The sequence below is a fragment of the Streptomyces sp. NPDC017993 genome (assembly GCF_044328065.1).
In the GTDB taxonomy this organism is placed as follows: Bacteria; Actinomycetota; Actinomycetes; order Streptomycetales; family Streptomycetaceae; genus Streptomyces.
In genome coordinates this window covers 232,342-258,051 of record NZ_JBIRGO010000005.1, presented here as the reverse complement: position 1 = coordinate 258,051, position 25,710 = coordinate 232,342, and the positions used below count along the sequence as shown (strand labels likewise).

Annotated in this window: 25 protein-coding genes and 1 pseudogene; 8 read left to right on the top strand and 18 right to left on the bottom strand. The window is 72.1% G+C overall.

The annotated features are described in order from the left end of the window. Window positions 1-185: 185 nt before the first annotated feature. A complete protein-coding gene (locus ACH4FH_RS10740) occupies window positions 186-1,607 on the bottom strand; it encodes a metallophosphoesterase (protein WP_398555421.1) in 1,422 nt (473 codons plus the stop codon). 22 nt (window positions 1,608-1,629) lie between these two features. Beyond that, window positions 1,630-1,950 (bottom strand): SCO4848 family membrane protein, encoded by a 321-nt coding sequence (locus tag ACH4FH_RS10735; RefSeq protein ID WP_398555420.1) that lies wholly within the window; start codon window positions 1,948-1,950, stop codon window positions 1,630-1,632. A gap of 10 nt (window positions 1,951-1,960) precedes the next feature. On the opposite strand from ACH4FH_RS10735, the gene ACH4FH_RS10730 reads away from it, so the two are divergent. Continuing rightward, on the top strand, window positions 1,961-3,373 hold the full coding sequence (locus ACH4FH_RS10730; protein WP_398555643.1) for a D-alanyl-D-alanine carboxypeptidase family protein: 1,413 nt from the start codon (window positions 1,961-1,963) through the stop codon (window positions 3,371-3,373). Between the two features lie 58 nt (window positions 3,374-3,431). On the opposite strand, the gene ACH4FH_RS10725 is transcribed toward ACH4FH_RS10730, so the two are convergent. From ACH4FH_RS10725 to ACH4FH_RS10710, 4 genes are all read right to left on the bottom strand, one after another. After that, window positions 3,432-4,556, bottom strand: a complete 1,125-nt coding sequence (locus ACH4FH_RS10725) for a YhjD/YihY/BrkB family envelope integrity protein (protein ID WP_398555419.1) — start codon at window positions 4,554-4,556, stop codon at window positions 3,432-3,434. 19 nt (window positions 4,557-4,575) lie between these two features. Continuing rightward, entirely contained in the window at window positions 4,576-4,992 is a 417-nt protein-coding gene (locus ACH4FH_RS10720; protein WP_398555642.1) for a GtrA family protein, read from the bottom strand. Window positions 4,993-5,069: 77 nt separating this feature from the next. Then, entirely contained in the window at window positions 5,070-6,038 is a 969-nt protein-coding gene (locus ACH4FH_RS10715) for a decaprenyl-phosphate phosphoribosyltransferase (RefSeq protein ID WP_398555418.1), read from the bottom strand. Further along, window positions 6,031-6,603, bottom strand: a complete 573-nt coding sequence (locus tag ACH4FH_RS10710) for a phosphatase PAP2 family protein (RefSeq protein WP_398555417.1) — start codon at window positions 6,601-6,603, stop codon at window positions 6,031-6,033. The genes ACH4FH_RS10715 and ACH4FH_RS10710 overlap by 8 nt, the downstream gene beginning before the upstream one ends. Before the next feature lie 214 nt (window positions 6,604-6,817). Here ACH4FH_RS10710 and ACH4FH_RS10705 point away from each other — a divergent pair, with 214 nt between their 5' ends. Both ACH4FH_RS10705 and ACH4FH_RS10700 read left to right on the top strand, forming a co-directional pair. Then, the gene (locus tag ACH4FH_RS10705; RefSeq protein WP_398555416.1) at window positions 6,818-8,269 is read left to right on the top strand and encodes an FAD-binding protein; all 1,452 of its coding nucleotides are present in this window, start codon (window positions 6,818-6,820) and stop codon (window positions 8,267-8,269) included. 118 nt (window positions 8,270-8,387) lie between these two features. Beyond that, entirely contained in the window at window positions 8,388-9,143 is a 756-nt protein-coding gene (locus ACH4FH_RS10700) for a decaprenylphospho-beta-D-erythro-pentofuranosid-2-ulose 2-reductase (protein WP_398555415.1), read from the top strand. 52 nt (window positions 9,144-9,195) lie between these two features. Here the strand turns inward: ACH4FH_RS10700 and ACH4FH_RS10695 are convergent, their stop codons facing one another. The 3 genes from ACH4FH_RS10695 to glyA all read right to left on the bottom strand — a co-directional run bounded on the left by ACH4FH_RS10695 (window position 9,196) and on the right by glyA (window position 12,361). Further along, window positions 9,196-9,780 (bottom strand): 2'-5' RNA ligase family protein, encoded by a 585-nt coding sequence (locus tag ACH4FH_RS10695; RefSeq protein ID WP_398555414.1) that lies wholly within the window; start codon window positions 9,778-9,780, stop codon window positions 9,196-9,198. Between the two features lie 184 nt (window positions 9,781-9,964). Next, window positions 9,965-10,978, bottom strand: coding sequence for a tryptophan--tRNA ligase (gene trpS / locus ACH4FH_RS10690; RefSeq protein ID WP_398555413.1), 1,014 nt, complete (start codon window positions 10,976-10,978; stop codon window positions 9,965-9,967). Window positions 10,979-11,089: 111 nt separating this feature from the next. Continuing rightward, window positions 11,090-12,361, bottom strand: coding sequence for a serine hydroxymethyltransferase (gene glyA / locus ACH4FH_RS10685; protein ID WP_398555412.1), 1,272 nt, complete (start codon window positions 12,359-12,361; stop codon window positions 11,090-11,092). A gap of 272 nt (window positions 12,362-12,633) precedes the next feature. Here glyA and rocD point away from each other — a divergent pair, with 272 nt between their 5' ends. Further along, the gene (gene rocD / locus ACH4FH_RS10680; protein WP_398555641.1) at window positions 12,634-13,839 is read left to right on the top strand and encodes an ornithine--oxo-acid transaminase; all 1,206 of its coding nucleotides are present in this window, start codon (window positions 12,634-12,636) and stop codon (window positions 13,837-13,839) included. Window positions 13,840-14,048: 209 nt separating this feature from the next. Here the strand turns inward: rocD and ACH4FH_RS10675 are convergent, their stop codons facing one another. Both ACH4FH_RS10675 and ACH4FH_RS10670 read right to left on the bottom strand, forming a co-directional pair. Continuing rightward, window positions 14,049-15,239 (bottom strand): glutathionylspermidine synthase family protein, encoded by a 1,191-nt coding sequence (locus tag ACH4FH_RS10675; RefSeq protein ID WP_398555411.1) that lies wholly within the window; start codon window positions 15,237-15,239, stop codon window positions 14,049-14,051. Window positions 15,240-15,255: 16 nt separating this feature from the next. Next, window positions 15,256-15,660, bottom strand: a complete 405-nt coding sequence (locus ACH4FH_RS10670; protein ID WP_398555410.1) for a hypothetical protein — start codon at window positions 15,658-15,660, stop codon at window positions 15,256-15,258. A 274-nt stretch (window positions 15,661-15,934) separates the two neighbouring features. Between ACH4FH_RS10670 and ACH4FH_RS10665 the strand changes: the two genes are divergently transcribed. Further along, window positions 15,935-16,471 (top strand): GNAT family N-acetyltransferase, encoded by a 537-nt coding sequence (locus ACH4FH_RS10665; RefSeq protein WP_398555409.1) that lies wholly within the window; start codon window positions 15,935-15,937, stop codon window positions 16,469-16,471. Here ACH4FH_RS10665 and ACH4FH_RS10660 read toward each other — a convergent pair. The 3 genes from ACH4FH_RS10660 to ACH4FH_RS10650 form a co-directional block, all read right to left on the bottom strand. After that, entirely contained in the window at window positions 16,423-16,758 is a 336-nt protein-coding gene (locus ACH4FH_RS10660) for a hypothetical protein (protein ID WP_398555408.1), read from the bottom strand. The genes ACH4FH_RS10665 and ACH4FH_RS10660 overlap by 49 nt on opposite strands. 220 nt (window positions 16,759-16,978) lie before the next feature. Next, a complete protein-coding gene (locus tag ACH4FH_RS10655; protein WP_398555407.1) occupies window positions 16,979-17,464 on the bottom strand; it encodes a YfbM family protein in 486 nt (161 codons plus the stop codon). Window positions 17,465-17,613: 149 nt separating this feature from the next. Beyond that, window positions 17,614-19,158, bottom strand: a complete 1,545-nt coding sequence (locus ACH4FH_RS10650; protein WP_398555406.1) for a PLP-dependent aminotransferase family protein — start codon at window positions 19,156-19,158, stop codon at window positions 17,614-17,616. A gap of 47 nt (window positions 19,159-19,205) precedes the next feature. Between ACH4FH_RS10650 and ACH4FH_RS10645 the strand changes: the two genes are divergently transcribed. Together ACH4FH_RS10645 and ACH4FH_RS10640 are read left to right on the top strand one after the other, a co-directional pair. Continuing rightward, window positions 19,206-19,676 carry a carboxymuconolactone decarboxylase family protein gene (locus ACH4FH_RS10645; protein WP_398555405.1) on the top strand — a complete coding sequence of 157 codons (471 nt, stop codon included), beginning with the start codon at window positions 19,206-19,208 and terminating at the stop codon, window positions 19,674-19,676. Continuing rightward, entirely contained in the window at window positions 19,673-20,407 is a 735-nt protein-coding gene (locus ACH4FH_RS10640; RefSeq protein ID WP_398555404.1) for an isocitrate lyase/phosphoenolpyruvate mutase family protein, read from the top strand. Before ACH4FH_RS10645 ends, ACH4FH_RS10640 begins: the two co-directional genes overlap by 4 nt. A 55-nt stretch (window positions 20,408-20,462) precedes the next feature. Here ACH4FH_RS10640 and ACH4FH_RS10635 read toward each other — a convergent pair whose 3' ends face one another. Continuing rightward, entirely contained in the window at window positions 20,463-21,659 is a 1,197-nt protein-coding gene (locus ACH4FH_RS10635; RefSeq protein ID WP_398555403.1) for a trypsin-like serine peptidase, read from the bottom strand. 249 nt (window positions 21,660-21,908) lie between these two features. Between ACH4FH_RS10635 and ACH4FH_RS10630 the strand changes: the two are divergent. Next, a pseudogene (locus ACH4FH_RS10630) lies at window positions 21,909-22,073 on the top strand (GNAT family N-acetyltransferase); the annotation flags it as partial. A gap of 46 nt (window positions 22,074-22,119) precedes the next feature. On the opposite strand, the gene ACH4FH_RS10625 reads toward ACH4FH_RS10630, so the two are convergent. The 3 genes from ACH4FH_RS10625 to ACH4FH_RS10615 all read right to left on the bottom strand — a co-directional run bounded on the left by ACH4FH_RS10625 (window position 22,120) and on the right by ACH4FH_RS10615 (window position 25,708). Next, the gene (locus ACH4FH_RS10625; protein ID WP_398555402.1) at window positions 22,120-22,860 is read right to left on the bottom strand and encodes a response regulator; all 741 of its coding nucleotides are present in this window, start codon (window positions 22,858-22,860) and stop codon (window positions 22,120-22,122) included. Window positions 22,861-22,912: 52 nt separating this feature from the next. Beyond that, a complete protein-coding gene (locus ACH4FH_RS10620) occupies window positions 22,913-24,568 on the bottom strand; it encodes a sensor histidine kinase (protein WP_398555401.1) in 1,656 nt (551 codons plus the stop codon). Window positions 24,569-24,688: 120 nt separating this feature from the next. Next, on the bottom strand, window positions 24,689-25,708 hold the full coding sequence (locus tag ACH4FH_RS10615; RefSeq protein WP_398555400.1) for an ABC transporter substrate-binding protein: 1,020 nt from the start codon (window positions 25,706-25,708) through the stop codon (window positions 24,689-24,691). Window positions 25,709-25,710: the final 2 nt, after the last annotated feature.

Sequence of the window (25,710 nt, the reverse complement as noted above, 5' to 3'; positions counted from 1 at the left end):
CCCGTTAGCCCACGTCACAGGCCGATGAAGCCTGCGGTATGGGCAGCGTAAAGAGTGCCAACAGTAGGGAGTTGATGACCTTCGTTGCAAGATCGAATGTCGGGATGTGTACGATTTAGCGCGCCATGCGACCGCAGTTTGTTGATGGGTTGTTACCTGCCCGCCGCAACCGTTGCGGGTGCCGATCACGCCCGCAGCGAAGCCAGTTCGACGATCGTGATGTCCGGTGGCGCGCCCACCCGTACGGGTGGGCCCCAGGCGCCGGCGCCTCGGGTGACGTAGAGCTGGGTGTCGCCGTAGCGCGCCAGGCCGGCGTTGGTGGGGTTGGTGGCCTCGGCGATGTAGGTGACGGGCCACATCTGGCCGCCGTGGGTGTGGCCGGAGAGTTGGAGGTCCACGCCGTGGCGCACGGTGTCGTGGATGGTGACCGGCTGGTGGGCCATCAGGACGACGGCGCGAGTGGTGTCCCGTCCGCCCAACGCGCGGGCGTAGTCCGGGCCCTGGTGTTCGGGTTCGCCGGCGAGGTCGTTGATGCCCGCGAGGTCGAAGCCGGGGAGTTCGGTGCGCGCGTTCTCCAGCGGGTGGACGCCCAACTCCCGGACGTGGTCGACCCACTGGGCTGCGCCCGAGTAGTACTCGTGGTTGCCGGTGACGAAGTACGCGCCGTGCCGCGCACGGAGGTCGCGCAGGGGTGCGGCGGCGGGTCCGAGTTCGTCGACGTTGCCGTCCACCAGGTCGCCGACGATGGCCACCAGGTCGGGAGCGGTGCGGTTGATGGCCTCGACGATGCGCCGGGTGTGCCCGCGGCCGAGGATCGGGCCGAGGTGGATGTCGCTGACGACGGCGATCCGGAAGCCGTGGGCGGCGCGCGGCAGTTTGGCCAGCGGCACGGTGACGCGCTTGATCCGCGGAGTGCGCAGGGCCGTCGCGGCGCCGTAGCCGACGGTGGCCGTCGCGGCGAGGGTCGCGCCTGCCGCGACCGCCCGTGCGATGAAGACGCGGCGGGGTGGTGCGGGCAGCGGCGAAAGGGCGGGGGTGCGGGGCGGGAGCAGGGTCGGGCCCTGCTCCCGCGGGGCGGGCGGGGCGGGCGCGGCAGAGGGCTCCGCCCGACCGTCCGAGTCGGCAGTGTCCTTCCGACCGTTCGGGTCAGCAGTGTCCTTCCGGCCGTCCGGTTCCGGCCGCGGATCGGTGGGGCCACTGCGGTCGGCCGCGTCCGGGGCGGTGGGCTCTCCGCGATCCGTCCCGCGATCCCCCGCAGCCGCTTTGCCGCCGCTCGTCCCGCCAGGCACCCGTCGCTCGCCGGACGCCCGCAGCCACACCACCCGTACGACTTCCCCCACCAGCAGCGCCAGGGTGAGGTAGAGCACCAGGGCCAGCCAGAGGTAGCCGGGCCAGGCCAGTGCCTGCTGGAGGGGCAGGGGTGCGCCGGAGCGGCCGGAGATGAGGGCGCCGAAGGCCGTCAGGGGCAGGACGTAGGCGGCTACGGTGCCGGCCCGGCGGGGCCGGCTGCCGGGTGTGGTGGTGTCGCGGACGAGCCGGCACCAGAGGTAGCGGTGCACGCCGAAGAACAGTCCGATGACCGGCACCACGATCAGGGCGAAGATCACTGCTGCTTCCCGTGCCCGTTCTTCAGGAGGTGGACGAGGAAGGCGAGGAGGACGAAGCGGACGAATCGGACTGCTCGGTCGTGTCGCCGGGCGTGCCGTCGGCCGACCGGCGGCGCAGAGCGCGCACTCCACGGAACCCGATCACGCCGATCGCCGTCCCCAAGAGAAAAGACGTCACGGCGAGCACCAGATGGACCCAGAAGTAGGCGGTCGGGTCACCCGCGTCGTCAAAGGCGAGTCCGCTCCCGTCGTTCCAGAGGTTTTTGACGAAAGTGATCCAGATGAACCAGCTCCAGACCCCGAAGGCGAGCAGGAACCAGGAGACGGGGCGAGAGAGCTTCATGAGTTCCAGTATGGGCAGAGCCTCCATCCGGCGGTCGGCAGGGGCACTCTTCCGTGGGGTACCGGCGGCGACACGCCCCGGGGCGGGTACGTTCACCGACGTGCCGACGACCTTCTCTGCTTCCACGGCTGCCCCTACTCCCACCACCGGCGCCGCTCCGGCGCGCACGGCGTTCCCCGTGCGTACCGCCGCCGCGCTGGCTTCCTCCGCGCTGCTGGTGTCGCCGCTGCTGCTGGCGGGCACCGCTTACGCCGATCCGCAGGACGGCCCCAAGCCTCCCGCGGCGCCCGCTCCGCCGGCCAAGATGTCGCAGGTCGGCGGGAATAAGCTGGGTGCGCCCGGCGTCCAGGTCCGGTTGCGGGCCGGAGCGCCGAAGCTTCCGGGACCTGACCAGATCACGGCCCGTTCGTGGATCGTGGCCGACGCCGAGTCCGGAAGGGTTCTGGCCTCGAAGAATCCGCACTGGCGGCTGGCACCGGCCAGCACGTTGAAGATGCTGTTCGCCGACACGCTCATCCCCAAGTTCGGCAAGAACCAGACGTACAAGGTCAAGCCGGCCGACCTCGCGGGCATGGGAGCGGGCAGCAGCCTCGTCGGCATAAAGGAGAACCTGAGCTACACGGTCCATGACCTGTGGCTCGGTGTGTTCCTGCGCTCGGGCAACGACGCGGTGCACACCCTCTCGGCGATGAACGGCGGCACGGCGACCACCGTCGCCCAGATGCAGCAGCGCGCCAAGGAGCTGAACGCCAGGGACACCAATGTCGTCACGCCGGACGGCTACGACGCGCCGGGCCAGGTCTCCAGCGCGTACGACCTGAGTCTGTTCGCCCGCGCGGGCCTGCAGAACGCCGACTTCCGCGAGTACTGCTCGACGCCCAACGCGCAGTTCCCCGCCGAGAAGGGGAAGGACGGCAAGCGGAAGAGCTTCGGGATCCAGAACACCAACCGTCTGCTGGTGGGCGACTTCGACGTCAAGGCGTACCCCGGCATGGCAGGTGTGAAGAACGGCTCCACCAGCAACGCCGGGGCGACCTTCACCGGCGTGGCCCAACACGGTGACCGCAAGCTCCTCGTCACGGTCATGAACCCGGAGAAGAAGGAGCACAACGAGGCGTACCGGGAGGCGGCCAAGCTCCTCGACTGGGGCTTCGCGGCGGCCGAGAAGGTGCAGCCGGTCGGGCGGCTGGTCGGCCCCCGGAGCGAAGAGGGTGACGCGACCGCGGTCGGCGCCGACAAGAAGAACCCGAAGGGTGGGAAGGAGCACACCCAGGCGGCGCTGGACTCCGCGAACGGCACAGGTGGCGCCTGGACGGCCGTGGCGCTCATGGGCGGCGCCGTGGTGCTGCTGGGCATCCTGGCGGCCGGTGTCCACCGGCACTGGCCGCTGCCGGACCTGGTGCGGGGCCGCCGCCGGAAGTAAGCGACGGGCGGGCCGTGCCTCGGAGGTGGCAGCCCGCCCCCCTGGCGCGGCCGCCCCGTTACATCCGCAGCCGATGGCCGGGCGAGGTGCCGGGCGGGCCGGCCGATCCGCCGGGCGAGGCGGGCGGGCCGTCCGGCGGCCCGCCCGGCCCGGTGCCCGACGCCCCGCCCCGCTCATCGTCTGACGGCATGTCGTCGGCTTCCGGGCCCTCCGTGCTCGCCGAGCCTCCGTCGGCCTCCGTCCCCGCGTTTCCCTCCGCCACGGCCCCGTCCCCCGCGCTCGGGCCCGATGCCTCGCTCACGGCCCGCTCCTCCCCCGCTCCCGTCTCCTCGCTCGCCGGGTCCTGCGTCGCCGTCCAGGACGCGCAGAACACCAGCAGCTTGGCGGTGAAGTTGATCCACAGGAGGAGGGCGATCGGGGTGCCGAAGGCGCCGTACATGCTCCTTGAGGCGACTCCTTGGAGGTAGCCGCTGAGCAGCAGTTTCAGCAGTTCGAAGCCGATGGCGCCGATGAGGCCGGCGACCACGACGGCGCGGCGCGGGGGTTCGGCGCCGGGCAGTCGGGTCAGGACGTAGACGAGCAGCAGGAAGTCCGCGAGCACGGCGATGCAGAAGCCGGCGGCGGTCAGCAGGCTGCTGCCGATGCCGCCCTCCGGCAGGCCGATCACGTCGGCGACCCTGCCCACGGCGGAGGCCGCGAAGATCGAGCAGGCGACCGAGACCAGGGCGACGCCGCCGAGGCCGAGCAGCAGTGCGCCGTCCCGGAGTCTGCTGACGAAGAAGTTGGTGTCCTCGTCGTCCTTCTCCCACACCGCGCGCAGGCAGTCGCGCAGCGCCTCGACCCAGCCGATGCCGGTGAACAGCAGCGCGGCTCCGGCGATGAGGCCGACCGTGGCGGCGTTGTTGACCAGTCCGGCGAGGTCGAGCTGCCCCGAGATGCCGGGGATCTGCTCGGCGAGCTTGCTCTGGAGGGTGTGCAGTTGGCTGTCGCTGAGCAGTGCGGCGCCGATGGCGGCGGCGACCGTGAGCAGCGGGAAGAGCGCGACGAAGCTGGTGAAGGTGATCGCGGCGGCGAGCCTGGTCCAGTGGACCCGCAGCATCCGCTCGTATGCGCGCCAGAGGTGCGTGGTCATCAGCCAGGTCGCGGCCGGTCCGATCACCGGCAGCTTGCTCAGCCAATCCATGGCGTTCCCCTCTCGCGCCTCATGCCCTTCTCGTCTTACGGCGAGTGCCCCCGGAAATGCGGAACACTAGCCTCCGTGTACCCCAGAAACGCAGGCAGGTAGCAAGGGCCATGCCGATTCCCGCACCGGAGACCACGTCCGCGCGCCGTGAGGTCAGGCCGAGCACGTAGTGGGAGAAGCCGAGGCAGGCGAGTTGGACCAGCGCGCCGGCCACGTTCACCGCGAGGAAGACCGCGGCCTGCCGCAGCCGGCTCACGCCCGCGGTGGCACCCCGGTAGGTGCCGACCGCGTTGCCCGCGTACGCGACCGTGCAACCGGCCAGGAACGACAGCGCCTTCGCGGTGAGCGGGCCCAGGCCGGCCGGGCCGCGCAGCCAGAGGAACAGACCGAGGTCGACGGCGTACGCGCAAGCGCCGGCGACGGCGAAGCCGGCCATCTCGGCGAGCAGCCCGCGGCGGGCCGGCGCGCCGCGTTCGGGCTCCTCACGCGGCGGAGCGGTGGTGGGTGATTCGCTCATACGTCCGCGACGGCCATGGCGTACATCCCGATCCACACCACGCCGATGACAGCCAGTGTCCGGTCCCGCAGCACGACGTCCTCCGGTGCGCCGGCCGTGCCCCGGTCGGCGAAGACCGCGTAGCGCAGGACGGCGAGGATGAACGGCACCATCGACAGCTGCCGCCAGGGCAGCACGTCCGCGCTGCTGCCGCCGCTCTCCAGCGCCCACAGGCAGTACGCGAGGACCGCGCCGCCGGCCGCGAGCTGCCAGACGAATCGCAGATAGCCCTCGGTGTACTCGCGCAGCAGCGCGCGGGTCTGCCCCTTCTCGCCGGTCGCCCGGAGGGCTTCCGAGTACCTCTTGGCGGAGACCATGAACAGCGCGCCGAAGCCCGCGGTGATCAGGAACCAGCGGGAGAGCGGGATGCCGAGCGCCAGCCCGCCGGACATCGCCCGCATCAGGAAGCCGCTGGTGACGACGACGAGGTCGACGACCAGGACGTGCTTGAGGCTGACGCAGTAGGCCAGCTGCATCACGAGGTAGGCGACGATCAGCGCGGCGGTGGCGGCGTTGCACAGCACTGCCGCGGCGAACGGCACCAGGAGCGCCAGCAGCCCTCCGACGGCGTACGCCAGCGGCACCGGGACCTCGCCCGCGGCGACCGGGCGGCGGCACTTGTCGGGGTGGGCCCGGTCGGCCGCCGCGTCCTGAGCGTCGTTGATCAGGTAGACCGCCGCCGCCGCTGCCGTGAACAGGACGAAGACCACCGCGAGTTGGCTCAGGGTGCGGCCGTGGAAGAGGTCGCCCGCGGCGGCCGGCGCCGCCACGACGAGCACGTTCTTGACCCACTGGCGCGGGCGGGTGGTGCGCAGCAGACCCAGCGGCAGCGCCACCCAGCGCGACCGGCGGGCGGGCGCGGCGGGCGGGGTGGCCGGGTCGTCGGGCCGCGGCGGCTCCTCCAGGAGGGTGGTGTGCTCAGCCATGGGTACCGCCCGGGGAGGCCGGTACGGCCGCGCGCATCCAGCCCGCGCCCATCCGCGCGGTCAGGGCGCCCAGTGCGACGCCCGCCATGACGTCGGTCGGGTAGTGGACGCCCACGACGATGCGGGAGACGCAGACCGCCGCGGCCAGCGCCGGCAGCGCCGCACCGGCGGGCCGCAGCGCGCCGAGCGCCACCACGGCGGCGGCGGCCGAGCTGGCGTGGGAACTGGGGAAGGAGTGGACGCCCGCGGTGCGGACGAGCGGGGCGAGGTCCGTCAGGCGCGGGCGGGGGCGGCGTACGGCCCGCTTGAGGGCCATGCTCGCCAGGTGCGCGCCGGCGATCAGGGCCGTACCGCGCAGCCAGGTGCGGCGCCGGGGCCGGTCGGCCGCGGCTCCCGCGAGTCCGGCGGCGAGCCACAGTGCGCCGTGCTCGCCGCCGCGGGAGAGGGCGCGGGCGACGGCGGCGACCCGCGCGTCGGCGCCGCAGTCGCGCAGCGCCACGAGCAGTCGGTGGTCGATCTCTTCCGGAGACAGCGGGGTCACCTCTATCCGATCCATACGGTGCATACGAATCCATGAGCTCGTCGAAGCCTGGGGTCGGTGCTTGTACGTCGGTGCTGCGTGCGGGTGCGGCCTTGCCTCTTCGACTCTCACTGCCCGGAGGCAGACTTTCCTCGCGATTAGCCCAGACACACCATTAATCACTCTTTTCGGCGAGGAGCTGGCCCAGGCGGGAGCAATAGCCACTGATCGCCGGATAACCGGCACTACGGTCGATGGCATGCCGCCTGACGCGACCTCCGCGCCCCCGTCCCCCACCGTCCCGGCCGGCTCCGTCGCACCGGCCGCCGCCTCGGATGACCCGGACGGCTCCGCCGACCCCGTGGCCGGCCCCATCGGCTCCGTCACCGGCTGGGGCCGGACCGCCCCCACCGCCGCCCGCCTGGTCCGTCCCGGCTCGGCGGCGGACGCCGTGACCGCGGTGCGGGAGTGCGGGCCGCGCGGCGGTATCGCGCGCGGGCTCGGCCGGGCGTACGGCGATGCCGCGCAGAACGCCGGGGGCACCGTCTGGGACATGACCGGGCTGGACCGGATCCGCGGCATCGACGCCGAGGCGGGCGTGGTGACGTGCGACGCGGGTGTGAGCCTGCACCGTCTGATGCAGGTGCTGCTGCCGCTCGGCTGGTTCGTACCGGTGACGCCCGGCACCCGCTATGTGACGGTCGGCGGGGCGATCGGCGCCGACATCCACGGCAAGAACCATCACGGCTCGGGCTCGTTCGCCCGGCACGTACGGTCCCTGGAGCTGCTCACCGCGGACGGCGAGGTCCGCACCGTCGTCCCCGGCAGCGACCTGTTCGACGCCACCGCGGGCGGCATGGGCCTGACCGGCATCATCCTCGGGGCGGTCATCCAACTCCTGCCGGTGGAGACCTCGTTGATGAGTGTCGACACCGAGCGCGCCACGGACCTGGACGACCTGATGTCCCGGCTGACGGCCACCGACCACCGCTACCGCTACTCCGTCGCCTGGATCGACCTGCTCGCCCGCGGCCGGGCGCTGGGCCGCGCGGTGCTCACCCGTGGCGACCACGCCCCGGCCGAGGCCCTGGGCGCCCGCGCGCGGCGCGACCCGCTCGCCTTCCGGCCCGGCCGGCTGCCGGCCGCACCGCGCCATCTGCCGGAGGGCCTGCTCAGCCGCCCGGCGGTGGCCCTCTTCAACGAGCTCTGGTACCGCAAGGCGCCCCGCCGTCGCACCGGCGAGCTGCAGAGCCTGTCGGCGTTCTTCCATCCGCTGGACGGCGTACCGCACTGGAACCGGATCTACGGACGCGGCGGCTTCGTCCAGTACCAGTTCGTGGTGGGGCACGGGCAGGAGGAGACGCTGCGCCGCATCGTGCACCGCATCGCGGACCGCAGGTGCCCGTCCTTCCTCGCCGTGCTCAAGCGCTTCGGTCCCGCCGGGCCCGGCTGGCTGTCCTTCCCCACCGAGGGGTGGACCCTGGCCCTGGACATCCCCGCCGGACTGCCGGGCCTGGGCGCGTTCCTCGACGAGCTGGACGAGCAGGTCGCGGCGGCGGGCGGGCGGGTCTACCTGGCGAAGGACTCGCGGCTGCGCCCCGAGCTGCTGTCCGCGATGTACGCCGAGCTGCCCGCCTTCCGCGCGCTGCGCGCCGAGCTGGACCCGCGCGGGGTCTTCACCTCCGACCTCGCCCGCCGGCTCGGCCTCTAGGGCGTGTCCGCGAAGTGCCTCCCGGAGGGCGCCGCCCCGACGGGCCCCGCCCGCCGTGTCCCGTCCCGCGCATCTCCCCGATCACATCCGTCCCGCCCATATGAAGGACGCACCTGTCATGAAAGACGCTTTCGGCACCCCCCAGTCCCTGCTCGTCCTCGGCGGCACCTCCGAGATCGGGCTGGCCACCGCCGCCCGCCTTGCCGCCCGCCGCACCCGCACCATCTGGCTGGCCGGCCGGCCCTCCCCCGCGCTGGAGGAGTCCGCCGACCGGCTGCGGGACCTGGGCGCCGACGTCCGTACGGTCCCGTTCGACGCGCTGGACACCGACCGGCACGAAGAGACCCTCGGCAAGATCTTCGCCGACGGGGACATCGACATGGTGCTGCTGGCGTTCGGGGTGCTCGGCGACCAGGCCCGCGACGAGAACGACTCCGCGCAGGCCCTCAAGGTCGTCCGGACCAACTACACCGGCGCGCTCTCCGCGGCCCTGATCTGCGGCCAGGCACTGCGGAGCCAGGGCCACGGCTCGCTGGTCGTGCTGTCCTCTGTGGCCGGCGAGCGGGCACGCCGCTCGAACTTCATCTACGGCTCCAGCAAGGCCGGCCTGGACGCCTTCGCCCAGGGCCTGGGCGACTCTCTGCACGGCAGCGGCGTCCACGTCATGGTCGTCAGGCCCGGCTTCGTCCGCACCAAGATGACGGCCGGGCTGGCTGCGGCGCCCCTGGCGACGACGCCGGAGGCGGTCGCCGAGGCGGTCGAGGAGGGGCTGCGGCGGCGTACGGAGATCGTGTGGGTGCCGGGCGCGCTGCGCTATGTGATGTCGGCGCTGCGGCATGCGCCGCGTGCGGTGTTCCGCCGGCTGCCGATGTGAGGTCCGGGCTAGGGGGCGGCCACGATGACGGCCCCCTGAGGAGGAGCGGGATCTAGCAGGAAGGGGCCGGCGGCCGGGAGAGGTCGGCGGCCTGGCGCGGCACGCCGGCCGTCTGCGGGCCGAAGGGGTACTCCCGCTCCAGCCGCCACACCGCGTCCGCGCCCTGTTCGTAGAGCGCGAACCCGCCGATCGTCCACGTGGCGGAGAAGTCCCTGAGCTCGGTCTGGGCGCGGTCCATCGCCTCCTCGCCGATGCCGTGGGCGACCGTGACGTGCGGGTGATATGGGAACTGCAGTTCACGGGCGCACGGGCCGGACGCGGCGCGAATCCGGGCCTGCAGCGCGGTGCAGGCCGCCTCTCCCTCGACGAGCTTCACGAAGACGACCGGCGACAGCGGCCGGAAGGTGTCGGTGCCCTCCAGCCGGAGCGGGAAGGGACGGAAGGACGCCGCGACCTCGGCGAGGTAGCGCTCGATGCCGGGCAGCGCCTCGGCCGGGACCTCCGTCGGCGGGAGAAGGGTGATGTGCGTGGGGATGCCGTGCGCGGCAGGGTCCCCGAAGCCCTCGCGCTTCCTCTGCAGGAAGCTTCCGTAAGGCTCCGGGACCGCGATCGAAACGCCCAGCGTTACGGTCCCCACTGCGTTCTCCCTCCGGATGTTTCTGCGGCGCTGAAGGGCGCCGCTATCAGTGTGCCGGGTGCGCGCCCCGGGCGGGGAGCGTCATCAGTCCTGTTATAACCAGGACCTCGGGCCTTCGCGCGTGGACGCGAGGTCCCCCGGCCGCCCGCCAGGCCGGTCGGAACCGGCCTCGCGGGGCGCCGCGTCAGTGCTTCGCCGACAGCAATCCGAGCCGGTCATACGTGGTGGCGAGGGTCTCGGCGGCCACCGCGCGGGCCTTCTCCGCACCCTTGGCCAGGATCGAGTCCAGCGTCTCGGGGTCGTCCAGATATTCCTGCGTACGGTCCCGGAAGGGTGTGACGAAATCGACCATCACATCGGCGAGATCGGTCTTGAGAGCGCCGTATCCCTTGCCCTCGTACGCGCTCTCCAGGTCCGGGACGGCCGTACCGGTGAGCGTGGAGAGGATCGTCAGGAGGTTGCTGACTCCCGGCTTCGCCTCGCGGTCGAAACGGATCACCGTGTCGGTGTCCGTCACGGCGCTCTTGATCTTCTTGGCGGTGGCCTTCGGCTCGTCGAGGAGGTCGATGATGCCCTTCGGCGAGGACGCCGACTTGCTCATCTTGATCGACGGGTCCTGAAGATCGAAGATCTTCGCCGTCTCCTTGACGATGTACGGGTTGGGGATCGTGAAGGTATCGCCGTAGCGGCTGTTGAAACGGTCCGCGAGATCGCGGGTCAGTTCCAGGTGCTGGCGCTGGTCCTCGCCGACCGGGACCTGGTTGGCCTGGTAGAGCAGGATGTCGGCGACCATCAGCACGGGGTAGGTGAACAGGCCGACCGTCGTGCGGTCCGTGCCCTGCTTCGCCGACTTGTCCTTGAACTGGGTCATCCGCGACGCCTCGCCGAAGCCGGTCACGCAGTTCATGACCCAGCCGAGCTGTGCGTGCTCGGGCACATGGCTCTGGACGAAGAGCGTGCACCGCTCCGGGTCGAGGCCGGCGGCCAGCAGCTGGGCCGCGGCGACGCGGGTGTTGCGGCGCAGCTCCGCGGGGTCCTGGGGAACGGTGATCGCGTGGAGGTCGACCACCATGTAGAAGGCGTCGTGGGACTCCTGCAGGGCCACCCACTGGCGCACCGCGCCGAGGTAGTTGCCGAGGTGGAAGGAGCCGGCGGTGGGCTGAATACCGGAGAGCACACGCGGACGATCGAGAGCCATGGCACCGATTGTCTCAGGTCCGCGGGCGGCCCCGCCGCGTGGTCCGCGAAGCGGGCGGAGCCGGCGTTCGGAGGGGCCCGCCGGGCGACCGGCGGACCCCTCCGCGGTACGTCAGGCGGTCGGCAGTCCCGGTGCCGGGTAGCTCGCCATCAGCTCGGTGACCTCGCCCCTGATGACGGCGAGGGCTTCCTCGTCGCCGGCGTGGGCCGCCGTCACCGCGCGGTCGATCCACTCCGCGACCAGCGCCATGCGGTCGGCGCCCAGGCCCCGGGACGTCAGCGAGGGCGTGCCGATCCTGATGCCGGACGGGTCGAAGGGCTTGCGGGGGTCGAAGGGGACGGTGTTGTAGTTCACGACGATGCCGGCCCGGTCCAGCGCCTTCGCGGCGACCTTGCCCGGCACGTCCTTGGACGTGAGGTCGATCAGCACGAGGTGGTTGTCCGTGCCGCCGGAGACCAGGTCGAAGCCGCGGGCCAGCAGCGCCTCGGCGAGCGCCTTGGCGTTGGCGACGACGGCGTGGGCGTAGTCCCGGAAGGAGGGCGCGGCCGCCTCGTGCAGGGCGACCGCGATGGCGGCGGTGGTGTGGTTGTGCGGGCCGCCCTGGAGGCCGGGGAAGACTGCCTTGTCGATGGCCTTGGCGTGCGAGGCGCGGGACATCAGCATGGCGCCGCGCGGGCCGCGCAGTGTCTTGTGGGTGGTGGTGGAGATGACGTCGGCGTGCGGGACGGGCGAGGGGTGGGCGCCGCCCGCGATCAGCCCGGCGATGTGCGCGATGTCGGCGACGAGGACCGCGTCGACCTCGCGGGCGATCTCGCCGAAGGCGGCGAAGTCGATGGTGCGCGGCACGGCCGTACCGCCGCAGAAAATGATCTTCGGGCGTTCCTTGCGGGCGAGGTCGCGCACCTCGTCGAAGTCGATGCGGGCGGTGTCGGCGCGTACGCCGTACTGCACGCCGTGGAACCACTTGCCGGTCGCCGAGACGCCCCAGCCGTGCGTGAGGTGGCCGCCCATCGGCAGCGACATGCCCAGCACGGTGTCGCCGGGGTCGGCGAAGGCGAGGTAGGCGGCGAGGTTGGCGGGCGAGCCGGAGTACGGCTGGACGTTGGCGTGCTCGACGCCGAAGACGGCCTTGGCGCGCTCCACGGCCAGCGTCTCGACGCGGTCGATGTTCTGCTGGCCTTCGTAGTAGCGACGGCCCGCGTACCCCTCGCTGTACTTGTTCTGCAGGACGGTGCCGGTGGCCTCCAGCACGGCCGCGGAGACGTAGTTCTCGCTGGGGATCAGCCGCAGCGTGTCGGCCTGGAGCTGTTCCTCCGCGCCGACGAGCGCGGCCAGTTCGGGGTCGGCGGCGGTCAGCGCGGGATGGGAAAGGGGAAGCGTCATGGCGTCCTCCGGGGCGATCGATCGGTGGTCCGGTCTCGGTCCCGGGGTGCCCAGGCGGGGCGGCACCTCGTGATGGTGGCCGCACACCGTTCCCTCGGGGTTGCTTCCCCGTACGCCAGTCGCGGTGTGCGCCGCCGAGTCTAGACAACCCGCGCGCGACGGTGGGCGGGAAGCGCCATCGCCGAAAGGTTTCTTCGCAAACCACCCGCGCGACAATGGAAAGGGACGCGAATCCGCTCGCCTCCCGCAAGGTCTACGGAACGGAGTCACCGGTGTCGTCCACGGAACGCAGCATCGCCGCCGCCGAAGCCCACAGCGCGCACAACTACCACCCGCTTCCGGTCGTCGTGGCCACCGCCGAGGGCGCCTGGATGACGGATGTGGAGGGCCGGCGCTATCTGGACATGCTCGCCGGCTACTCCGCGCTCAACTTCGGGCACGGCAACCGCCGCCTGCTCGACGCCGCCAAGGCGCAGCTGGAGCGGGTCACCCTCACCTCGCGCGCCTTCCACCACGACCGGTTCGCCGACTTCTGCACGCAGCTCGCCGAGCTGTGCGCGATGGACATGGTCCTGCCGATGAACACCGGAGCGGAGGCCGTCGAGACGGCGGTGAAGACGGCACGCAAGTGGGGCTACAAGGTCAAGGGCGTCCCGGACGGCCGGGCGAAGATCGTCGTCGCGGACAACAATTTCCACGGCCGGACCACGACCATCGTCTCGTTCTCCACGGACGCCGAGGCGCGCGCCGACTTCGGTCCGTACACCCCCGGCTTCGAGATCGTCCCGTACGGCGACCTGGCCGCCCTGGAGGCGGCGGTGGACGAGGACACCGTCGCGGTGCTGCTGGAGCCGATCCAGGGCGAGGCGGGTGTGCTGGTGCCGCCGCCGGGCTATCTGCCGGGCGTGCGGGAGCTGACGCGCAGCCGGAACGTGCTGTTCATCGCGGACGAGATCCAGTCCGGGCTCGGGCGCACCGGGCGGACGTTCGCCTGCGAGCACGAGGGCGTGGTCCCCGACATGTACGTGCTGGGCAAGGCCCTGGGCGGCGGCGTGGTGCCGGTCTCGGCGGTGGTGTCGTCCCGCGCGGTGCTGGGGGTCTACGCGCCGGGCGAGCACGGCTCGACGTTCGGCGGGAACCCGCTCGCCTGCGCGGTGGCCCTGGAGGTCATCGCGATGCTGCGGTCCGGTGAGGTCCAGCAGCGCGCCACGGAGCTGGGCGAACATCTGCACAGTGAGCTGCGGCTGCTGGTGGGCAGCGGCGCGGTGGACGCGGTGCGCGGGCGCGGCCTGTGGGCCGGGGTCGACATCAATCCGTCGCGCGGCAGCGGCCGGGCCGTCTCGGAGCAGCTGATGGCCCGCGGGGTACTGGTCAAGGACACCCACGGCCAGACGATCCGGATCGCGCCGCCGTTGGTGATCAGCAAGGAGGATCTGGACTGGGGACTGACGCAGCTGCGGGAGGTGCTGGGCGCGTAACCCGGCAGGGCGCGCCGGGCGGCGCGAGCGCGGCCCGGAGCCGGCGGGGGGGCGCAATGCGCAACGGGCGGTCGGCGGGCCGAAGCCCCGGCCGCTCGTTGCACCGTTCGTCGCACCGTTCGATGGGCGGGGCGAATGCGCCCCGCCTCGGACGCCGCGCCTGGCTCAGGTGCGCGCCCCGTCCCAGGTGCCCCGGGCGCCCCGCCTGCTCAGAGGATCACGTGCGGCAGGAAGCGGGCGTACTCGTCGGTGACCGGCCCCGAGGACTCACGGATGCCGAGCCCCGCCGCCTCGTCCTCGACGACCCACGCGCCGAGCACCACACGGTTGCCGTCGAAGTCCGGCAGCGGCGCCAACTCCTGGTAACAGCACGGGTCGTCGGGACCGCGCAGCACCGGTTCCGCGCCCGGCTCGTGCAGGGTGACACCGGCGCCCTCACGGCCGAGCAGCGGTTTGGTGGCGTAGCCGCCGGTGCGGGCCAGCTCGCGCGGCCCGTCGAGATAGGCCGGCAGCAGGTTCGGGTGGCCCGGGTAGAGCTCCCACAGGACGGCGAGCAGCGCCTTGTTGGAGAGCAGCATCTTCCAGGCGGGCTCGATCCAGAGCGTGCTGCCCGTGCCGCCGCCGTTGTCGAGGGTGTCCAGGACCTGCGGCCCGAAGCCGTCGGTGGCCAGCCACTCCCAGGGATACAGCTTGAAGCAGGCGCGCATGAAGCGCAGCCGCTGGTCGACGAAGCGGCCGGAGAGGCGGTCCCAGCCGATGTCCTCCATGGAGATCGCGACGGTCTCCAGGCCCGCCTGCTGCGCCGTCTCCTCCAGGTAGGCGACGGTCATCAGGTCCTCGCCCAGCTCGTCACCGGACGAGTGCGCGAAGTGCAGCGGCGCGCCCGGCGGCAGCAGCGGGGCCTGCCGCTTCCACGCCGCCACCAGCCGCTCGTGCAGGGAGTTCCACTGGTCTGCGCCGGGGAACCGCTCCTCCATCCAGAACCACTGGGGGCTGGCGGCCTCGACCAGCGAGGTGGGCGTATCGGCGTTGTACTCCAGCATCTTGGCCGGACCGCTGCCGTCGTAGTGCAGGTCGAACCGCCCGTACAGGGACGGCAGTTCGTCGCGCCGGCGCCAGGACTCGGCGACCAGGCCGGCCAGCCGGGGATCGTCGATCCCGAGGTCGGCGAAGCGGTCTTGCTCCACGATGTGCGCGGCCGCGGCCAGGCACATCCCGTGCAGCTCCTCGACGACCTCCTCCAGCGCCTCGACCTCGGGCAGCGAGAACTCGTAGTACGCGCTCTCGTCCCAGTACGGGCGGAGGGAGTCGTCGGGGAAGCGGGTGAGCGGGTAGATCAGGCCCTGCGCCTCCACGGTCTGCTGCCAGTCGGGGCGGGGGTCGATGGTGTGCCGTCGCATTGCCCGGGAAGCCCGCTCAGCCGCCGATGCGGCCGTGCGAGCCGCCCGAGCTCGAACCCGAGCAGCCGAAGCCGCCCCGGTCTACGGCCTGGCTCTTGCTGAATGTGCCGTCGTCGGCGTACCGGCCACCGGCGTTCTCCGGCCCGTAGTACCAGCGGCCGTCGACGGACTGCTTCCCGAGCCCGCCGCTCTTACCGCCCTTGCCGTACGAGCCCCCGCTACTGCTGCCGGACGTGCTGCCGCCGGAGGAGCAGTTCTTGGAGTCGACGATGCGGTAGCCGTTGATCGTGTCGTAGCTGTTGCGGTCCACGCAGCGCTTGTCGGGCTCGGAGCCGCAGGAGGTCAGGGCGGCGGCCAACGCACCCATGCCGCCCAGAATCACCGTGCTCGACCGCAGCCGTCGACGTGCCTTCTCGGCCATTTTCTCGCCTTCCCCCGTGAAGTTGGTATGAGCGGTGGTCAGCCTAGACGGGCACCCGCGCGCCCCCGGCAAGGGGCCGTGGACGATTCCGACTCCACCGCCTGCGTGCTGTTTTCGTCGCCCTTGAGCCGGTTACACCCCGGGCGGGCCACGGCAGGGGCCCGCCAAATCCCCTGGAAGACGCGGAGTTACGACGCTTACGCTCGCTCCGAGGAGCCTCCTACGGCTCCGATACGCAGGCCGTACGCCGCCCCTCCGACCGAAGGACCAGGACATGACGGAGCGCACACCGGTGCTGGAGCGACTGCCCGGGGAGATGACGCTGCGCCGTCCCACGGTTTCGGACCATCCGCGTCTGCTGGCGGCCCTGGCCGACTGGTGGGGTGGCCAGGGCGGCGCCGCCGGTGTGCTCCAACGGCAGCTGTTGCTACCGCGGTTGTTCCTCCAGCACTTCGCCGACACCAGCTATCTCGTCGAACGCGCCGACGGCACCGTGCACGCGTTCCTCATCGGCTTCCTCTCCCCGTCCGACCCGGAAACCGCGTACATCCACTTCATCGCGGTGTCCCCGGACGGCCGGGGGAACGGCTGGGCCGGCGGCCTCTACCGCCGGTTTTTCGCCATGGCCCGCGACCTCGGCCGCAGCCGGGTCCGCTGCATCACCAGCCCGGCGAACCGCACATCCATCGCCTTCCACACCCGCATGGGCTTCCGGATGGAGCCGGGCGACCGGCTCGACAACGGCGTCCCGGTCCACAGCGATTACGACGGGCCGGGCCTGGACCGGGTGTCCTTCGTACGGGATCTATGATCGCCCGGCAGCACCGGACCGGCCTCGCCCCGGGCTTCGGCGACCCGCAGCGTGTCCGTGAGGCACTCGATCAGCCTGGTCGCCGCGAACCGCACTTCATCCGGCGCCGCGGGCTTCGCGCCGTCCAACATGTCGCGGGCGAGTCGAACGACGGCCCGCGCCGTGTCGAGCTGCTCTCGTTCCACCTCGTCCGCCAGACGGGACAGCAGGCAGTCGCCGCCGTCCGTCGAGAGATAGGCGGGCTTGCCCTCCGGGCCGTCCCACAGGAGACGACGAAGGCCGGTCACCAGCGGGCCCCTTCCACGGACAGGACGTAGGGGCGGACCGTCGCGGTCGCGTCCCCGACGAAGACCTGGAGCACGGGCCGCCGGGCCCGAACGACAATCCTTCGCACCGGCGCGGATTCCGGCCGACTCGGCAACAGCGCCGCTTGCGTGCGCCCGGCCAGGCGCAGGCGTCCGCGTCGGGACACCGCGCCGCAGCCGGTCCGCGCCCTCTCGGACGGCGCTAGAAGCTGAAGGTCATGAAGGCCCCGTACCCGCCCTTGGCCGCCTCGGTGAAGAAGGCGACGAGTTCCTCGTAGGAGCTCTCCAGCCACTCCAGCTCGCCGTCCGGGTCGAACCTCCAGCTGTTGGGGTACACGTCTTGCTTCGTCATCAGCTCCGGGTCGTAGTGGGCCGCGAGCTTCTCCCACGGGGTCGCCCGCAGTTGCCGTGCGACGCTCTTCACCTGCTCCGCGGTCCACCCGAACAGGGTGCCTTCCTCCAGGATCTGGAACCCGTCCATCAGGAACTCGAGGTCCACGTCCGTCTCGTCGAGCAGGAACTGCAGGCCGGCCCACGCCTTGTCCGGGCCGCCGTCGGGGCGATCCGACATCGAGAGGTCGTCGGTGCCGTAGAGCTCGTCGACGTATTCATCGGCCCAACTCGGCTCCCGCTCCGCCCTGTCCAGCTCCTCCGTCGTCGCGCAGATGAACCCGATGCTCACACCCATGAAAAAAATCCCCCTTGGCGTACTGCCCGTTCGGCTTGATCGACCCTTTGATCGACCAACGCCGGCGAGTGTTCCACGGGGCTCTGACAATGGGCTGTGTCATCGCGACGAGCGACGCTACGGCTCTACGGCTCTACGGCTCTACGGCTCTACGGCGCAGGCAACGCGCTCACCAGCGCGTCCAGCACGTTCGCGAACGAGTGGTCGGGCGGGGTCCCGTAGCCGACGACCAGGGCATCGCGGGAGACCGCGGTGGCGGCCGGGTCCGTGTAGAAGGTCAGCCCGTGGACGGCCAGGCCCTGGCGGTGGGCTGTCTGGAGGGTGGACTGTTCGGCGCCCGGCGGTAGTTCGAGGATGGCGTGCAGGCCGGCGGCGATGCCGGAGATGCGGACGTGCGGGGCGTGTTCGGTCAGGGCCGCCACCAGTTGGTCGCGGCGGCGGCGGTAGCGCAGGCGCATGGTGCGCAGATGGCGGTCGTACGCGCCGGAGGAGAGGAACTCGGCGAGGGTCAACTGGTCGAGCGAGCCGGACTGCCACTCGCCGGTGCTCTTCACGGCGAGCACCTTGTCGACCAGACGATCTGGCAGCACCATCCAGGCCAGCCGCAGCCCGGGGGCGAGGCTCTTGCTGGCGGTGCCCATGTAGACGACGTGATCGGGGTCGAGGCCCTGGAGTGCGCCGACCGGCTGACGGTCGTAGCGGAACTCGCCGTCGTAGTCGTCCTCCAGGATGTAACCCCCTGTGGCACGCGCCCAGTTGACGGCTTCGGCGCGGCGGTCGGGGTGCAGTGGAACGCCCATCGGAAACTGGTGGGCGGGGGTGAGGAGCGCCGCGCGTACGTCGTCGAGCGCCGACAACTCGCTGGTGCGGGCGCCACGTTCGTCCACCGAGAGGGGGACGGTGCGCAGGCCGACGCGGGTGATGACGGTGCGGTGGAAGCCGAGGCCATAGGACTCCACGGCCAGTTGGCCGTCGCCCTGACGCCAGTCCTCGCCGGGGCGGCGGGGGTTCCGGGAAGCCTGCGCGGTGCGGCCTCGGACCTCACCGGGCCAGTTCGGCGGGCCACCGCCCTCGCCCCGCAGCGCCCGGCTGACCAGTCCCAGCCCCTGCATGAAACCGGCGCAGACGACGATGCGGTCCGGGTCGGCGCGTACGCCACGGGCGCGGGCGAGATAGTCGGCGAGGACGGTGCGCAGTTCGGGACGGCCAGCGGCTGTGCCGTAGCCGAAGACCTCGTGGGGGGCCGCGGTCAGCGCGCGGCGGGCGGCGGCCAGCCAGGCGGTGCGCGGGAACGAGGAGACGTCGGGAGTACCGGGGGTGAGGTCGAAGCGCGGCTGGTCGGGCCGGCGGTCCTGCTCCGGGGGGCGCCGCCGGGCGGGCGGGGTGGCACGCGCGCCTGGCGACGCTCCCCCGGCCCCGTCCGGGCGGTACCCCCAGGCGACGCGCGTGCCGGAGCCCTGGCGGGCACTGAGCCAGCCCTCGGCGACCAGTTCCGCGTAGGCGTCGGCGACGGTGTTCCGGGCGATGCCGAGGTCGGCGGCGAGCGAGCGGGAGGAGGGCAGCCGGCTGCCGGGAGCCAGCCGCCCGGTCCGCACGGCCTCGCGCAGCGCGCGCATCAGGGCCGCCCGCAGACCTCCAGGACCGCTGAGGTCCAGGTGTAGATCCCGCCCGAAAGTGGCCCAGGAATTGTCCATGAAAGTGGACCATACCGCTGCGCCACTGACGACGTAGCGTCATTGTCATGACGACTCAGACAGCCCGGCACACCCACGGGCCCCGGATGCACTGGACGAAGCTCGCGCCCGAGGTTTTCAAGGCCATGTCCGCACTGGACGCGGCGGCGCGGCGCGGACTCGACCCGGCGCTGGTCGAGCTGGTCAAGATCCGTGCGTCACAGGTCAATCACTGTGCGTTCTGTATCGATATGCATATCAAGGATGCACGGAAGGCGGGCGAGAGCGAGGAGCGGATCTACCTCCTCAATGCCTGGGAGGAGGCGGCCGGCTTCTACACGGAGCAGGAACAGGCCGCTCTCGCCCTCACCGAGGCGATCACCCTCCTGACCGACGGCTTCGTCCCCGACGCCGTCTACGACCGCGCCGCCGCGACCTTCGAGGACGCCGAACTGGCACAGCTGATCGCCCTGATCACCACCATCAACGCCTGGAACCGCTTCGGCGTGGCCACCCGCATGGCACCGGGACGGGTGTGAGCACGGTGTCCGCGACCGCGGCCGCGCTGCGCGCCCTGCACCACGGGCCGGAGCTGCCGCTGGTCCTGCCGGGCCCCTGGGACGCGGCCAGCGCGAAGGTGTTCGCCGACGCCGGGTTCCCGGCGCTCGCCACGCCGAGTGCGGGCGTCGCGGCGTCCCTCGGCTACGAGGACGGCCGGACCCCGGCGGACGAGATGTTCGCGGCCGTCGCGCGGATCGTACGGGCCGTGGACGTGCCCGTATCGGCGGATGTGGAGGCCGGATACGGGCTGTCCGCGAAGGAGTTGGTGGGCCGGCTCTCGGACGCGGGGGCGGTGGGCTGCAACCTGGAGGACAGCGACCACGCGTCCGGCGCCCTCCGGGACGCGCGGGAGCAGGCGGAGTGGCTGGCGCAGGTACGGGCCGAAGCGGGCGACGCGCTGGTGATCAACGCCCGGATCGACACGTTCCTGGTAGGCGTCGAGGGCGCGGAGGAGGCGATACGGCGTGGCCGGCTGTACGCCGAGGCGGGCGCCGACTGCGTCTACCCGATCCTCGCCCCGCCCCCGTTGCTGGCCGAACTGGCCGCCGGCATCGGGCTCCCCGTCAATGCGGTGGGGACGCCCGACGGACCCTCGCCGCGCGAGCTGGGGGCCCTGGGCGCGTCCCGGATCACCTTCGGCCCGGGGTTGCAGCATCAGGCGATGGCCGCGGTCAAGGGGCTGGCGGAGCGGCTGCGGGAGGCGGGCTGACCCTGCGGAACGGCGGGCCGGCGCACGGCGCGCCGGACCTCCGCACCGGGTTCGTTCACCCGTTGGCGAACTTCTGGCTGATGCCGTTGAAGACGCGCTGCGCCTCGGCGCCCAGATGGGGGCCGGCCAGCCAGGTGTGGGCGTTGGAGCTGATCGAGCTGTTGGACACCAGCGTCAGCTTGCCGCCGCGGGTGACGAACCAGCCACCGCCGGAGGTGCCGCCGGTCATCGTGCAGCCGATGCGGTGCATGGCGGGCGTGCCCTCCTGCATGGTCAGGCGGCCGGGGCGAGCGGGGCAGTTCATCATGCGGGCGCCGTCGTACGGCGCCGCCGCGGGGTAGCCGAAGGCGTCCAGCGAGCTGATGCCGTCGGCGGACGGTGCGCCGAACCAGACCTGCGCGGCGGCGCCCACGGTCTCCTGGAGCGACTTGCCGCCACCCCGTTCCGGCTTCACGTGCAGCACCGCGAAGTCGTAGGCGGAGCCGCCGTTGCCGGAATCGGTGCTGCCCATGTTCATCCACTCACCGGACGTGGTGATCCAGTCGGCCCAGAACCTGCCGTAGGGCGTGACCTCTTGGGCGGGGGCGCTGCCGACCTGGTTCATGGGCAGGCCGTTGTCGTTGTACGACGGCACGAAGACGATGTTGCGCATCCAGCCGCCCTGCTTGCCGGAGTGCACGCAGTGCCCGGCCGTCCACACCAGGTTGGACCTGCCCGGGTGCGCCGGGTCCTCGACGATGGTGCCGGAGCAGACCATCGGCCCCTTCGGGCTGTCGAAGAAGATCTTGCCGACGGGTGCCATGTTCCGGTGGTACGGCCGTCCGACCTGCTCCGCGGTGACCGGGCGCGGCTCGGGGTCGGTGGCGGCGTACTCACTGCCCGCGCCGGTGGCCCGTACGCCGATGTCGGGGGCAGCCTCGGCCTTCGCCAGCCGGTCCGTCTTCCAGTGGTCCTTGATGATCGGGTTGGCGAAGTCGGTTGCCTTGCGGGCCCAGCGGTCCCAGTTCTTCCAGCCGCCGTCCTGCCACTTCTTCAGGTCGTCGAGGCTGGTCGGCATCCCGTCCGGCAGCAGACCGCCGCCGTCCTTGCCGCCGTCCTCGCCGCTGCCGGAGCCCTTGTGCTGCTGCTCGGCGGCGGCCGAACCACCGTCCGCAGCGGCGGTGTTGTCCTCGGGGCCGCAGGCGGTGGCGGTGACCGCGAGCAGCGCGGCGAGCACCGCGGCAGCGGCGGTGGAGCGGCGTATGGATGGCATGGTGCGTCTTCCCCCTGGTGCGTGCCGGCCCGCTGCCGACCGCCGATAAATGTCATGCCCCCGGCGGGGCTGCGCCCTACTATGCCGTCACGCCGCGCAGGGGGGCCGCCCCGGGCCCGGTTGTCCGGCCTGCGCGGGGAAGGAGCGGGACGGTGACGGCGATGGAGGACGGCGGGATCGCGGTGCGGACCGCGCGGCTGGTGTTGCGCGGGTTCACCGCGCACGACGGGGCGGCGCTGGCCGCCCTGCACGGCGACGACGATGACGGTCAACTCCCGCTCGCGGCGGGTCATGGAGAAGACGGGCCTGCGGTAGGTCCGCACGTTCTTCGAGGAGTGGCCCGACCACATCGAGGGCGCGGAGTACGGCGATGTGGAGTACGCGGTGACCCGCGAGGAGTGGGCGGGCCGGTAAGCCCGGCGCCGCCGAGCGTCCGGGCCATCCGCCCCGGTGCCGCCCATCAGGCCCCCGCCGCGCCCGTTGCCCCGCCCAGCCCCGCCTGGTGCGCCAGCAGCGCGGCCTGCACCCGGCTGGCCGTGCCGGTCTTCTCCAGGATGCGGCCGACATGCGTTTTGACGGTGCCCAGCCCGATGTCGAGGCGGCGGGCGATCTCCAGGTTCGGCAGTCCCGCGCCGAGCATCGCCAGCACCTCGCGCTCGCGGCCGGTCAGCGCGGCGAGCCGCTGGTCGGCGGGGGCGGTGGCGGACGACGTCCCGATCAGTCCGCCGCCCTGCAGCATCCGTTTGACGACGTGGCCGGTGACGCCGGGGGAGAGCACCGCGTCACCGGCCGCCGCGGCCCGTACGGCGCTGATGAGTTCCTGCGGCCCCTCGTCCTTCAGCAGGAAGCCGCCGGCGCCGGCATGCAGGGCGCGGGTGACGTTCTCCTCGTCGCCGAAGGTGGTGAGCATGACGACCTGCGGCTTGGGGTCGAGCCGCACCAACCGCGCCACGGCGGCGAGGCCGTCGAGCACCGGCATCCGGATGTCGAGCAGCACGACGTCGACCGGCTGTGCGGCGGCCCGTTCGACGGCTTCCGCGCCGTTGCGGGCCTCGGCGACCACGTCGATGTCCTCGGCGTGCCGGAGGATCAGCCGGACGCCGTGCCGGATCATCTCCTCGTCGTCGGCGAGCAGCACCCGGATCCGGCCGTCGGCGGCCGGTGCGGGCGTCGGGGACTTCTCGGGGGGCGTGGCGGTCATCGGGCGCTCCGTGGGCGGTGGGTGGGTGGACGGCCATGCCTGGACGGGCCGGTCATGGGCCGGCCGGCGCCATCGGGACCGTGAAGGTGGCGCTGTTCACCAAAACGTCGCCCCGGAAGCAGTACCGGGTGACCTCCAGCCCCTTGGGCTTGCGGTGCGTCTCGTACGGGAAGAGACAGTCGGTCCCCGGCGGGCGGGGCGGCTCGCGGCCCGCCGCGGCCGCGCTGACCACGTCGCTGCCCCATCCGACCACCGACCGGACCTCTTCCCTGGTCATGCCGGTGCGCACCGTACGGTCGGGCACGCTTTCCGCGACCGGCCGGGAGCTCTCCACCAGGGAGATGCCGAAGAACAGCATCGCGCCGACGCCGGCGATGCCCAGCAACGCGGCCGCCGCACCCGGCAGATGGCGCAGCGCCCCGGAACGGGACGCCCCGGCCACCAGGTCGTCGGCGCGTGGCGCGGCGGCGTCCGTGCCGTCCTCCGGGACGGCGGTGTCGGGATGGCTGGGCAGTGACACGTCGACGAGGAACCCGCCGACCGCGGTGGGCTCCGCGCGCAGTTCACCGCCGAGCAGCCGCGCCCGCTCCCGCAGCCCGGTCAGGCCGCGCCCGGTGCCGAGGCCGGTGGTGGCCTCCGGCGGGGCGGGCGGCGCGCCGTTGCGGACCCGCACCCCGACGCGGCCGCCGGCGCGGGTCACGGTCAGCTCGACGGTGGCGCCGGTGGCGTAGCGGTGGACGTTGGTGAGCGACTCGCGGACCACGCGGTGCACGGCGCGCCGTACCCGCGGCTCCAGGTCCGCCAGATCGGGGCCGTCCCAGGCGAAGTTGACGGGAATGCCGACGGCCCGTGACTCCTCGGCGAGTGCCTCGATGTCGGCGCGGGTGCCGGTCGCGTCGGTCAGCACCCCGGTGCCGGTGTCCCGGCCCAACGGGCCCAGTACGCCCAGCACTTCGCGCAGTTCCTGCATCGCGTCCCGGGTCGCGAGCCGGACCTGCGTGGCGTCGTCCTTGAGCTCCGGCGCCTTGGCGGCCAGCGCCATCTCCAGGCCGCCGCTGTGCAGCGAGATCAGGCTGAGCCGATGGCCGACCAGATCGTGCATCTCGGCCGCGATCCGCGCGCGCTCCTCGACCCGGGAGGCGTTGTCGGCGAGCCGGCGGGCCTCCTCGGCCGCCGCGGCGCTGTGGCGCAGGGCCACGACCAGCCGGTCCTGCTGGCCGACCGAGCTGCCGACCAGGCCGGGGATCAGGACGCCGACGCCGGCGACCACCACGCCCAGGGTGAAGCCGACCAGCCAGCTGCCGTAGCCGGCGGCGGTCGTGCCGTACACGCTGATGACCACCGGGAGGCCGGCCGAGGTCAGCAGCATCCCGCCCCGGTGGCGCGGGGCCTCGATCCGGCGGGCCACGGTGAAGGCGGCCACCGCCGTCAGCAGCCCGACGGTCGGCAGCGCGCCCGCGATGGCCGCCAGGCCGAGCAGCGCCATCAGCGGCAGCCTCCTGCGCAGGAGCACGAGGGCCACCGCGGCGCACCCCAGGGCCGCCTTCACCTCGGAGGGCAGTTCGTCGAAGAAACCGAAGGTGCTCGTGGAGGCGGCCACGAGGTAGAGCACCACCACGCATCCCTCCGCGGTGCGGGCGAGCCAGCGGCGTCCGGGCGCGGTGCTGTCCCGGGGAGTGCGGTGCGGATCGGGCGGCAGGGAGGACATGCACTTGATTATCGGCACGGGACCGGCGCCCGCCGTGCACCCGGAGAACGAGCCGGGGCGCGGGCCCGTATACCCAAAGGCATACAGGGCCCGCGCCCCGGGCGCGGCTGCTCGGCGCGGCTACTTCTTGTGCAGCCAGGACTTCCAGACGTCCGGGTGCTTCTCCACCCAGCGCTTGGCCGCCTCATCGGCGGTCAGCCCCTGCGAGGCGATCATCTCGGAGACCTCGTTCTGGTCGTCCTTGGTCCACTTGAAGGACTTCAGGAACTCCGCGGCCTTGCCACCGCTCTTGGCGAAGTCGGTGTTGAAGAACTTCTGCAGCGGCGTGGTCGGGTACTCGCAGTCGACGGACTCGGGGTCCTTCGCGCCCTTATCCGCGCACTCGTCGGTGTACTTCGGGAGCTTGACCTCCACCATCGGCACCTGGTTGAAGAGCCACTGCGGCTCGTACCAGTACGTCAGGAAGGGCTTCTTCTCCTTGGCGAACTGCTGGATCTGGGTGATCTGCGCCGCCTCGGAGCCCGCGAAGACGACCTCGTAGTCGAGGTTCAGGTTCTTCACCAGCGCCTTGTCGTTGGTGACATAGGACGGCGAGCCGTCCATCAACTGGCCCTTGTTGCCGCTCTCCGAGGTGCGCAGCTCCTTGGCGAACTTGTTGAGGTTCTTCCAGTTGGTGACCTCGGGGTGGGCGTCGGCCCAGTACTTCGGGACGTACCAGCCGATGTGGCCGGTGACGCCGTTGCCGCCGCCCGCCGTGATCGTCTTCTTGTCCTTGACGTAGCGCTGCTCCTCCTCGGGGTGGCCCCAGTCCTCCAGGATCGCGTCGACCCGGCCCTGGCTGAGCGCGTCCCACGCGGGGATCTCGTCCACCTGGACGGTGTCGACGTGGTAGCCCATCTCGTGTTCGAGGAGGTACTTCGCCACCGCGACGTTCGACTGCGCGCCGACCCAGGTCTGCACCGAGAGGGTGACGGACTTGGAGCCCTTGGCCGCGGCGAACGGCGAGGTCTGCTTGGTCATGTCGGCCTTGCCGCAGCCGGACAGCGACAGCAGCACCGCGCCGGCCAGCACCGAGGTGCCGAGGGCAGTTCTGCGGGCCACGCGCGGCTTTCGCGCCTTGGATGCAGGAGTACGGGACATGG

Excerpts from the sequence above, each read along its gene's own strand:
- ACH4FH_RS10620 (WP_398555401.1), bottom strand. The coding sequence starts at position 24,568 with ATGTCCTCCCTGCCGCCCGATCCGCACCGCACTCCCCGGGACAGCACC.
- ACH4FH_RS10670 (WP_398555410.1), bottom strand. The coding sequence starts at position 15,660 with ATGGCCGAGAAGGCACGTCGACGGCTGCGGTCGAGCACGGTGATTCTG.
- ACH4FH_RS10705 (WP_398555416.1), top strand. The coding sequence starts at position 6,818 with ATGCCGCCTGACGCGACCTCCGCGCCCCCGTCCCCCACCGTCCCGGCC.
- ACH4FH_RS10650 (WP_398555406.1), bottom strand. The coding sequence starts at position 19,158 with ATGGACAATTCCTGGGCCACTTTCGGGCGGGATCTACACCTGGACCTC.
- ACH4FH_RS10730 (WP_398555643.1), top strand. The coding sequence starts at position 1,961 with ATGGGCAGAGCCTCCATCCGGCGGTCGGCAGGGGCACTCTTCCGTGGG.
- glyA (WP_398555412.1), bottom strand. The coding sequence starts at position 12,361 with ATGACGCTTCCCCTTTCCCATCCCGCGCTGACCGCCGCCGACCCCGAA.
- ACH4FH_RS10725 (WP_398555419.1), bottom strand. The coding sequence starts at position 4,556 with ATGGATTGGCTGAGCAAGCTGCCGGTGATCGGACCGGCCGCGACCTGG.
- ACH4FH_RS10635 (WP_398555403.1), bottom strand. The coding sequence starts at position 21,659 with ATGCCATCCATACGCCGCTCCACCGCCGCTGCCGCGGTGCTCGCCGCG.
- ACH4FH_RS10720 (WP_398555642.1), bottom strand. The coding sequence starts at position 4,992 with ATGGCCGGCTTCGCCGTCGCCGGCGCTTGCGCGTACGCCGTCGACCTC.
- ACH4FH_RS10655 (WP_398555407.1), bottom strand. The coding sequence starts at position 17,464 with ATGGGTGTGAGCATCGGGTTCATCTGCGCGACGACGGAGGAGCTGGAC.
- ACH4FH_RS10710 (WP_398555417.1), bottom strand. The coding sequence starts at position 6,603 with ATGCACCGTATGGATCGGATAGAGGTGACCCCGCTGTCTCCGGAAGAG.
- ACH4FH_RS10645 (WP_398555405.1), top strand. The coding sequence starts at position 19,206 with ATGACGACTCAGACAGCCCGGCACACCCACGGGCCCCGGATGCACTGG.
- ACH4FH_RS10735 (WP_398555420.1), bottom strand. The coding sequence starts at position 1,950 with ATGAAGCTCTCTCGCCCCGTCTCCTGGTTCCTGCTCGCCTTCGGGGTC.
- ACH4FH_RS10700 (WP_398555415.1), top strand. The coding sequence starts at position 8,388 with ATGAAAGACGCTTTCGGCACCCCCCAGTCCCTGCTCGTCCTCGGCGGC.
- ACH4FH_RS10675 (WP_398555411.1), bottom strand. The coding sequence starts at position 15,239 with ATGCGACGGCACACCATCGACCCCCGCCCCGACTGGCAGCAGACCGTG.
- trpS (WP_398555413.1), bottom strand. The coding sequence starts at position 10,978 with ATGGCTCTCGATCGTCCGCGTGTGCTCTCCGGTATTCAGCCCACCGCC.
- ACH4FH_RS10615 (WP_398555400.1), bottom strand. The coding sequence starts at position 25,708 with ATGTCCCGTACTCCTGCATCCAAGGCGCGAAAGCCGCGCGTGGCCCGC.
- ACH4FH_RS10665 (WP_398555409.1), top strand. The coding sequence starts at position 15,935 with ATGACGGAGCGCACACCGGTGCTGGAGCGACTGCCCGGGGAGATGACG.
- ACH4FH_RS10625 (WP_398555402.1), bottom strand. The coding sequence starts at position 22,860 with ATGACCGCCACGCCCCCCGAGAAGTCCCCGACGCCCGCACCGGCCGCC.
- ACH4FH_RS10715 (WP_398555418.1), bottom strand. The coding sequence starts at position 6,038 with ATGGCTGAGCACACCACCCTCCTGGAGGAGCCGCCGCGGCCCGACGAC.